General features: G+C 64.2%; 10 protein-coding genes and 1 pseudogene. 10 read left to right on the plus strand and 1 reads right to left on the minus strand.

Translation table 11 applies throughout. The features are described 5' to 3' along the window. Nucleotides 1-439: pseudogene (locus D477_RS22485) on the plus strand (hypothetical protein); the annotation flags it as partial. Next, entirely contained in the window at nt 421-867 is a 447-nt protein-coding gene (locus D477_RS23050; protein WP_237740664.1) for a hypothetical protein, read from the plus strand. The pseudogene D477_RS22485 and the gene D477_RS23050, both read left to right, overlap by 19 nt. 149 nt (nt 868-1016) lie before the next feature. Here D477_RS23050 and D477_RS00955 read toward each other — a convergent pair whose 3' ends face one another. Next, nucleotides 1017-1343: an ArsR/SmtB family transcription factor gene (locus tag D477_RS00955; RefSeq protein ID WP_150109927.1), complete on the minus strand. Its 327-nt coding sequence runs from the start codon at nt 1341-1343 to the stop codon at nt 1017-1019. Between the two features lie 121 nt (nt 1344-1464). Between D477_RS00955 and D477_RS00960 the strand changes: the two genes are divergently transcribed. The 8 genes from D477_RS00960 to D477_RS00995 all read left to right on the plus strand — a co-directional run bounded on the left by D477_RS00960 (nt 1465) and on the right by D477_RS00995 (nt 9021). After that, nucleotides 1465-2544 (plus strand): CHAP domain-containing protein, encoded by a 1080-nt coding sequence (locus D477_RS00960; RefSeq protein ID WP_043845113.1) that lies wholly within the window; start codon nt 1465-1467, stop codon nt 2542-2544. Then, nucleotides 2541-3050 (plus strand): hypothetical protein, encoded by a 510-nt coding sequence (locus D477_RS00965; RefSeq protein WP_005266404.1) that lies wholly within the window; start codon nt 2541-2543, stop codon nt 3048-3050. Before D477_RS00960 ends, D477_RS00965 begins: the two co-directional genes overlap by 4 nt. A gap of 39 nt (nt 3051-3089) precedes the next feature. Beyond that, complete coding sequence (locus tag D477_RS00970) at nt 3090-4472, plus strand: AAA family ATPase (protein WP_005266405.1); 1383 nt, start codon at nt 3090-3092, stop codon at nt 4470-4472. Between the two features lie 53 nt (nt 4473-4525). Next, complete coding sequence (locus D477_RS00975; RefSeq protein ID WP_005266406.1) at nt 4526-5137, plus strand: DUF6668 family protein; 612 nt, start codon at nt 4526-4528, stop codon at nt 5135-5137. An 11-nt stretch (nt 5138-5148) separates the two neighbouring features. After that, a complete protein-coding gene (locus D477_RS00980; RefSeq protein WP_005266407.1) occupies nt 5149-5418 on the plus strand; it encodes a hypothetical protein in 270 nt (89 codons plus the stop codon). Nucleotides 5419-5444: 26 nt separating this feature from the next. Continuing rightward, on the plus strand, nt 5445-6185 hold the full coding sequence (locus tag D477_RS00985) for a hypothetical protein (protein ID WP_005266408.1): 741 nt from the start codon (nt 5445-5447) through the stop codon (nt 6183-6185). 1 nt (nt 6186) lies between these two features. After that, the gene (locus tag D477_RS00990) at nt 6187-7434 is read left to right on the plus strand and encodes a hypothetical protein (protein WP_237740665.1); all 1248 of its coding nucleotides are present in this window, start codon (nt 6187-6189) and stop codon (nt 7432-7434) included. 78 nt (nt 7435-7512) lie between these two features. After that, nucleotides 7513-9021: an SCO6880 family protein gene (locus tag D477_RS00995; RefSeq protein ID WP_005266410.1), complete on the plus strand. Its 1509-nt coding sequence runs from the start codon at nt 7513-7515 to the stop codon at nt 9019-9021. Nucleotides 9022-9107: the final 86 nt, after the last annotated feature.

The following is a 9107-nucleotide window of genomic DNA, read 5'->3' on the forward strand; positions in this document are numbered from 1 at the left end:
GGGCATCATCGTCATTCCCGGATTCACCTACAAGAAATATTCCCTGATCTCCGCGAAGCTGGGTTTGCCAGCAACATGGCGAACAAGGGTGGTTACTATACTGACTGTTGTTGGGGTAGTTGCTTGTGCTTTGCTGAACGTCCCGGCCCCCGTTCCTGCAACAGTTCTAGGGCTCGTCGCAGGCAATGCGGGTTTGGCCTTGGCACGACGCTGGATGAACGCCTCGGCCCACGTTTCCGTTATAACCTTCGCCGCTCTTTGGGGGACGGCGGTATTCGGGCCGGCCCTAGGTTGGCTGTTGGTACTATCGCCGATGATGATGGTGAGCCGAACCGCTCTGAAGGAACACACGTGGGGCGAAGCCTTGACCGGCGCCCTTATCGGAATAGTCACCTTCGGCTGTTTCGTCGGAGCTACAGTTTGGAGCTGGATCATTTGAGCGACTTTGATCTACCACCGGAGCGGGCCGCTGGGATCCGACGAGCAGAAACGCTCGCACGGAAGATCAATCTTCTGCTAGACGTGATCATGTCCGACAGCGGTAAGCCTTTTGACTACCCGGCCATCCGTGATGGGGCGCAGAAGGCTGGCTACTATCTTTCGCGGACCAGATGGTCCCTGCTGAAGGCAGGCAAAGAGCAGGTGGTTCCGGACGAAGCGCTGCGTGCGATAGCTTCTGTCTTCGACGTTGACCCTGAGTATCTACTTCAGGACGGCGGGAAACTGCCTGAACGAGTAGAAGCTGAACTGGAGCTGCTTCGCAGCATGAGGCGCGCGGAAGTGCGAAACTTCGCCGCCCGTGCGCTGGGTCCGGTCGATCCGGAAGCGCTGAAGGCGATTACCAAAATCCTGGACGAGGAAACATAAGCCGTCCGGCGAACCTCTCTTTTCATCTAGAACGTAATAACGCTCTCCCCTAGCCCTCGCTCACACATGTGTGACACATGCGTGATAGGCTCAGCGCGATGCAACGGGATACCTGCACACGCCTAGTCGATGACCCTCGAGAGCGGACCTCATTCCCCCAACAAAAAACTCATGTATATGAGCCCCTGCTCGCGCAGCTTGGCAAGGTCAATAATGTAGCGGACACGCTGCCCACTGCGTTCACCGACCTCTCCGCCAGCAGCGACGAGCCCTTCGGCTTCAAGAGTCTTGATATGGGCGTAGACCTGCCGGTAATCGACGCCGATTCGCTTTGCAACATTTCCGGTGGTGTCACCGCTCGGATGCTGCGCCAGGTCGCGAATAACCGCCGCCCTGAGGGTATTCGCATTGAAAACACTCAAAGCATTTCCAACCTCTTGGGGCAATCCGGAAATTGGCTTGTAGATGCGGGGCACTCCATAATTCTCGCCCACCTTTGAGGTCCATTGAACTTACATCATCTTTTTAGTGATGCTAGCATCATTTTAAAAGTGTTGCTTGTTTTATCCTTTCAAGTGCCCAGAAGGGGGATCAGCCTTGAAACCGACAGGTCTTGTGATCGGCGCGGTCGCCTCGGTGCCTGTGTTGTCTGTGGGGCTGGTCTTCGCCTTGGTGCTGCTGCCGGCCGGGTCAGTGCCTGCGTCGGCAGTGTGCGCCCCCGGGGTTTCAGCCGCAGTCGATGGCAATGTAGCGGTTGAGGGGTACTCGCCGGAGCAGTTGCAGAATGCTGCGGCCATCATTAGCGCCGGTGACAGGCTGGACCTGCCGGTCAAAGGGCAAATGATCAGCGTGATGGTTGCTTTGGGCGAGTCCGGCCTGCGCGTTCTGGACCGTGGCGATGGTCCTGGCCCGGATTCCCGAGGTCTGTTTCAGCAGCGGGATAACGGTGCCTGGGGCTCGTACGAGGACCGCATGGACCCGGCAATCAGCGCCACCAACTTCATCAAGGCGCTGCAGAAGGTTGAGGGCTGGGAGCTGCTGGAGCCGACCATCGCCGGAAACAAGGTGCAGCGCAACGCGGACCCTTACCACTACCAAAAATACTGGCCCAGGGCCGTCAAGCTCGTTCATGCACTGTCTGACGGGGAGTTTTCGCTGGAAGGCAGCGGCTGCGCCATCCCTGGGCAGTCCGGTGCCGGGGATGACTATCCGTGGAAGGACGCTCCGACATGGTTGGAGGTCGGCGCCAACGATGCCAGCACGTCCCCGCTGAACATGTACTACCGCGAATGTGTGGACTTCGCGTTGTGGCGGGTGAACCAGCAAATGGGTTCCACCAGCGAACCGTTCAAGTTCCTCAATGGCACCTTCCGCCCGGACGGGGAGCGCTTGGGTTCTGCGGTGACATGGAAGGCCGGTTGGCACGCAAAGGGCTGGCCCACGGGCACCACGCCCCGTGTCGGTGCGGTCGTTTGGTACGCGCCCGGTACCGGGGGAGCGGATCCGACCTTCGGACACGTGGCCGTGGTCAAGGAAGTCAGGGACGACGGGACCTACGTCGAAGAGGGATACAACGGCAACCCGCCCCCGGATGAGCACAACTACTACACCAGGACGGTCAGCAGCACTGTCCCCTCGGCTTTCCTGTACCTGCCCATTCAAGAGGAGAACAAGTGAAAAAGCCTCTGGCCCTCACCGCGGTGGCCCTGCTCTGCGCCGCCTGCGCTCCGGCAGCGGACACCACGCCGGCACCGGCAGGAGCAACCACCGCGACCCCATCCGCATCCGTCTCGCTGAGCGCCGGCAGCGGCCCGCAGGCACCCGGCGGCACAGCCCCGGCCACCACCGGCATCACCTGGAATCAGGCCAGCAAGGACAAGGCTGCGGACGTCGCTGAGAAGGCCATGGCTGACTTTGCCCGCCCCCAGGTGGAGGAAAGCCGGTGGGCCAATGATCTTGCCCGCTGGCTGACACCCCAGGCCACCGCCGACTACTCGGCCGTTGACCCGGCCAACGTCCCGGCGACCCGCGTCACAGGGCCGGCCACGCTGAGCGTCGATGAAACCAACGGCTACGGCGTCACGGCCGCGGTCCCCACCAACGCCGGCACGTACACGCTGCAGCTGCTCCGCACGGGCAAGGATGCCCCGTGGCAGGTCAACCGACTCACACCGCCGTCCTAAGCACCCCGCCTCTCCACCTCACACGTAAGGAAGACGTTCATGGGTACTGCACCAACCGAAGTCCTGGCCTTTCCCAACATCAGGGCCATCGTCCGCGACAACCGAACCGCCGAAGTGATCATCGCCGGAAACTCCCGCGTCGTTCCTGCCGGGCAATCGCTGCAGGACCTTCGCAACAACGCCCTGGCCCTCGTGCTCGGAGAGGCCCGGACCCTGCAGCGCCCCGTGAGGGTCCGGATCGAGGATCCCGAAGGGCACGGGGAACTGATCGTGCACCCGGACCACAAAATCGAATCCGTCTCCTACCAGCCCCGCCCCGCCCGCCGCCGGACGGAAACACCGGAAACCACGCCGGAGAAGGCGGCGCCGACCGCGACCGACCCGACCCCGGCCCGTGAACCGGGGCCTGTGTCCACAGCACCCGGCGCCGTCTGCTTTGCTCCCGCGACGGTGGACACCCAGGCCAGGCCAGGCCCGGCATCTTCGGCTGAACCGGCGCCGCGCCGCCCGCTCAGGGAAGCCGGAAGCTTCCTTGCCGCACCGGGCACCGTTGAACCGGCCACCCAGGGTATCCGGGGAATGCTCAACACCATGGGTCTGTCCCTGGCACCGTCAGCTGATGAATTGAGCGAGCGGGAGGATATCCGGCTGGCCTCCAAGCACTTCGCCGGTACCCGGACCATCGCCGTGGTCAATCAGAAGGGCGGATCGAACAAGACACCGACCGTCGCCGATCTGGCTGCCGTGTTCGGCCGCAACGGCGGCAGCGTCGTGGCCTGGGACAACAACCCGACCACGGGAACCCTTGGCTGGCGCACAGAACAGGGCGACCACACCCGGAGTGCCCTGGACGTCATCGCTGCTGCTGACGCCCTGCTGTCGCCCACGGCCCGGTCCGCAGATATCAACGCCTTCGTCCACCACCAGAGCACCGATAAGTACGACGTGCTGCGCTCTGACTCGGATGTGGACGGCACCCACGAAGTCACCGCTGAAGAAGTAGACATCCTGCACCGGGTCGTCTCCAAGTACTACCGGCTCATCCTGATGGATTCAGGCAACAACCACCGCAGCGCGGAGTGGAACCGCATGATCGACCACGCCGACCAGCTCGTGGTCCCCACCACCAACGAAGAAGACCGCGTCGAGGCTGCCCTCCTGACCCTGCAGGGCCTGGATCTGAAGAGCGAACGCTCTGCCCGACTCGCTGCCAACGCGGTCGTGATCGTCTCCGAACGGCAAAAAGGCGAGGTGCGTCTCTCGCAGGAAACAGCGGACAAGTTCCGCCCCTACGTCCGGGATGTCGTCGTTGTGCCTTTCGATCCGGCGTTGAAGTCCGGCCAGATCCGGTTCGGCGCGCTTCGGCCGGCAACGCGCAGGGCATGGCTGCGGTCGGCAGCCGCGGTCGCCCGCGGCCTCTAACCGTGACCGAAAAAAGCCCGGACCCCGCGGCTTCTGAATGAAAGGAGGAAACCATGCAACAGTCTCTGAACCCCTGGGTCACCAGTGCCGGGCCCGACCACACACCAGAGGAAGCACCTGAAACGTACCTGCCGCCGGCGGCAGTCATCAGTGCTCCGCTGCGGGGCATGGTCGAACCGGACGCAGCAGACCGTCTGGCCCAACGCACCATGAGCGGTACTGCTCCAGTGTGGATCACCGGCACTCACGGCGGAGCCGGAGAAAGCAGAATCGCCGGTCTCCTTGACGGGGCACGCGCCACCGATCACTGCTGGCCCGTTCTCCAGGAAGGCAGCCAGCCCCGGGTGCTGCTGGTCTGCCGGGCCGACATGCGCGGCCTCACCGCGGCCAGGAGCGCACTGACCCAGTGGGCCTCAGGCGCCGCACCGGAGGTCGACCTGCTGGGCCTGGCCATCCTGGCCGACGCACCGGGGAAGACTCCCAAAGCTCTGCGCGACTTCGCCACCATCGTCGGCGGGGGAGCGCCCCGGCTCTGGCCCCTGCCCTGGGTAGAGGCCTGGCGGCACGGGGACACTTCGACGCCGTCACCGGCCCGCGATTACCAACGCTTCATCACTGACATAACCGCTCTGACTCACGACACCACGCCACGCACCATCCACTGAAAGGTCTCGCCATGAACTCCCTCTCCGCACCTGCAGCAAGCGTCATCCCCAACCCCACCCCAACCGTCCCGGATCAGGCCGGCGGCCTGCTGACCATCCTGGACTGGGCAGCCGGTATCGGCCTGGTCCTGGGCGTCCTGGGCGTCATCATCGTCGGCATCAAACTGGTCATCTCGCTCCAGCGCGGCGAGGGCGGCCACACCCTCGCCACGCTCGGCTGGGTCCTGATGGGCTGCATCATCATCACCGGATCTTCAGGCATCGTCCGCGCCTTCGTCTAGCCAGCACCAACAACGGGAGATTCAGCATGAGCCAGTCAACCGAGAGCACCACCGAAAGCAATCCATTCACCAAACCCGGTTTCATCATTGCTGCCGCGCTGGTGCTCGCACTCATCGCAGCAACCGTCGTCATCTTCCTGCTCACCAAAGAACAGCCAAACGCACAACCGGACCCGGCAGTCAACAACGGTTCGACCGCAGCCAGCCCCAGCACTTCAGCCGCGGCTGATCAGAGTGTCTGCGGGCTGTCTGGCAGTAAGGAAACATCCCTTGGAACCGCTCCTGACTCCGAGTGGGAGCTCCTCGGAACCATGGCCGTGCCGTCGGATCCGTCAACGGCAGGTCCTGGAACGGTCGGTAAGGACGGGCTGAGGTCCTGCTTTGCCCAATCCCCCACGGGCGCACTTTACGCGACGGCGAACATCTGGGCGTCGTCATTCAATGGCTACGCAAAACAGCTCTACCTGGAGCTTGCCGCTGACAGCCCCTCGCGGGACAAAGCCGTACAGGCAATCAAGGAAGGCAGGAACGTCGGGGGAGGGACCTCTCCGAATGTTCAGATCGCCGGATTCATCATCCATTCCTATACTCCCGAAGCAGCAGTCGTGGAACTGGCTATCAAGAGCAGCGATGGCGGATATGGAGCTCTGTCGACGTCACTGCTCTGGGAGGACGGCGACTGGAAACTCGACATCCCGGCCGCTGGAGGCGGAGCAGTTCGCCGGATCAGTGACCTAAGCTCGTTTATCCCGTGGTCCGGCGTCTGACATGGCAGATGAGAAATGTGAAGTCTGGGACGTGTACTGCTGGGGCTCCCAAGGGGCTGGAAATGTCGCAGCCGGGATCGCAGACAACGCAATCACCAACCTCGAAAAAGCTGTCACGGAGGGCATGAGCCAGATGGTGACAACACTGTCTACTTTCTGGGTGTCCATGCCCACCGTGAACCTGGCCAGCGAGGACGGCACCACGCCAAGTCCCGTCGTTTCTATGATCAATAGCGAATTGATGTCCTGGACGCTGGCGCTGGCAGTACTCGCCGTCATTGTCGGAGGCATCCGCATGATCTGGGAACAGCGGGGGGCGCCGCTGAAGGATTTGCTCCGTTCGCTGATCACGCTCACCGTGGTCTCCGGCCTTGGCCTGGGTGTCATCTCAATCCTGGTGATCGCAGCTGATGCCTTCTCTGCCGCCATCATGGAGCGTTCCACTTTCGGCAAAGGATTTGCAGAGTCAATGCACCTGCTCATGCTGACGAACCGGACCGGGGTCGCAGTGTTTATCCTCATCGTCCTGGGCTTGATCGGCCTGATCGCCTCTCTCGTCCAGGTCGTGCTGTTGGTGGTGCGCAGCGGCATGCTGGTGATCCTGGCCGGCATCCTGCCCACCACGGCTGCCTTCACGAACACCGAGATGGGCCGGCAGTGGTTCCAGAAAGCCGTCGGCTGGACCATCGCCTTCATTCTTTACAAGCCGGCCGCGGCGATCGTGTACTCGGCCGCATTCCTCCTCATGAGAAACAACAACGGGCTGGACGCCTTGATCGGCACCATCACGGGGTTCACGCTGATGATCGTTGCCCTGCTGGCGTTGCCTGCCCTGATGCGGTTCGTCACGCCGATGGTCGGTGCCGTCGCATCCGGCAGCGGTGCAGCAGCCGGAGCCGCCGTTGGTGCTCTGGCCACCGGAGCTGTCTCCCTGGGCCGCAGCGGCAGCGGCAGGGGCCACGCCGCGCCAACCCCCGCGAGCACCACCAGTCCGCCCAACACGCAGAGCACCCCTGCCGGTGACTTGCCCAAGGGCAGTGACGGAACACCCGGACCTCGGGGCGGGGAGGGCAGCCCACCCCCGGCGCTACAGGCCCGGGCGGAGCCGCCGGCGCTGCCGCCACAGACAAAGCGGGCCCGGCAGGACCGGCAACCACCGGCACAGCAGGAACAGCGACCGGAGCACCAGCAGCGACCGGATCACGGGCAGCGACTGGAGCAGCAGCTGGTCCGGCCGGGATGGCTGTAGCTGCAGGAGCACAGATGGCGGCCGGGACGGCTCAGGCCGTCGAGAAGACCGCGCAGGATTCAACCGGGGAGGGCCCCAGTGGCAGCAATTAACACTGAATATAAGGAACCGTCGTACGGAAACTGGCGTGTCCCGCGCTCGGCAGGTCTGGCGAACCTTGGCACTATTGGCACCGCGATTGTCATGGTCGGGCTGCTGCTGGGGATCGTCAGCTTCGCGATCTGGGGCCTTTTCGTGGGGCTGGGTGTTCTGGCCGCGGCCGGGGCCAGTGCCCTGTTGCTGACGGTCAAAGACAAGCACGGCCAGTCCGTTGTCGACCGGTTCGGCGCCCGTCTGGCCTTCAGGCTCGCGAAGTCCTCCGGGACCAACCTTTACCGCTCCGGGCCGCTGGGTGTGACCCCGTGGGGCATGTATCAGCTGCCCGGTCTGGCCGCGCAGTCGACCCTGTATGAGTTCACCGACTCCTACAACCGTCCGTTCGCGCTGCTGCATGTGCCCGCCACCGGGCACTTCACCGTGATCTTCTCCACCGAACCTGACGGTGCTTCTCTGGTTGACCCGGAACAGGTCGACGCGTGGGTGGCCAACTGGGGCGGCTGGCTCGCCGGCCTGGCCGATGAGGCCGGGCTGGACGCCGCTGCCGTCACGGTGGAAACCGCCCCGGACTCCGGGTACCGGCTGCGCAACGAAGTGGACATGAACATTGACCCGAACGCGCCGGACTTCGCGAAGGCGATTCTGCGCGAAGTCGTGCACACCTACCCGGAAGGATCTGCCACGGTCCGCGCCTGGGCCTCCCTGACCTTCAACGCCTGTCTGCGGGCCGGGTCGAAGAAACGCGAGCCGGAAGACGTTGCCCGTGACCTCGCCTCACGGATCCCGGGACTCTCAGCCCGCCTGCAGTCCACCGGAGCCGGTATCGCCCGCCCGATGCCGGCACAGGAACTCTGCGAAGTTGTCCGGGTCGCCTACGACCCGCCCGCTGCGCTGATCATTGATGAAGCCACCGCCGCCGGGTCCCCGGTATCCCTGAACTGGGGCGAGGTCGGCCCCACCGCGACACAGGCGAACTGGGACAACTACCGGCACGACTCCGCGTTCTCTGCCTCCTGGACCATGACCGGGGCCCCGCGCGGGTCCGTGAACTCCTCGGTCCTGTCCCGGCTGCTGGCCCCGCACGGGGACATCGACCGCAAGCGCATTTCGCTGCTCTACCGGCCGATGGATTCCGCCCGGGCCGCCGCCGTGGTGGAGCGGGACCAGAACAACGCGAACGTGCGCATCACCTCCGGGACCCGGCCATCGGCCCGCGCCCTGGTCGATGCCCGCTCCGCCGTGCAGACCGCCCAGGAAGAAGCCCAGGGCGCCGGGCTCGTGAACTTCGGAATCGTCGTCACGGCCACCGTCACCGACAGGGAACGCCTGGCGGATGCCGTGGCGGCCATTGAACAGACCTCCGGCACCGCCCGGGTGCTGCTGCGCCGCGCCTACGGAGCGCAGGACACCGCGTTCGCTGCGTCCCTGCCGCTGGGACTGGTCCTGCCCAGGCACAGCATGGTGCCCTCCGAGATTAAGGATGCCCTGTAATGGCCCGCACGAAGCGCTTTGCCCGAAAGAACGCTGTGCTGCCCGACGCGGCGGCGAAGAAGGCCGAGCGGCAGTCCCGCGGGGCC

It is taken from the genome of Arthrobacter crystallopoietes BAB-32 (assembly GCF_000328305.2).
GTDB lineage: Bacteria > Actinomycetota > Actinomycetes > Actinomycetales > Micrococcaceae > Crystallibacter > Crystallibacter crystallopoietes_A.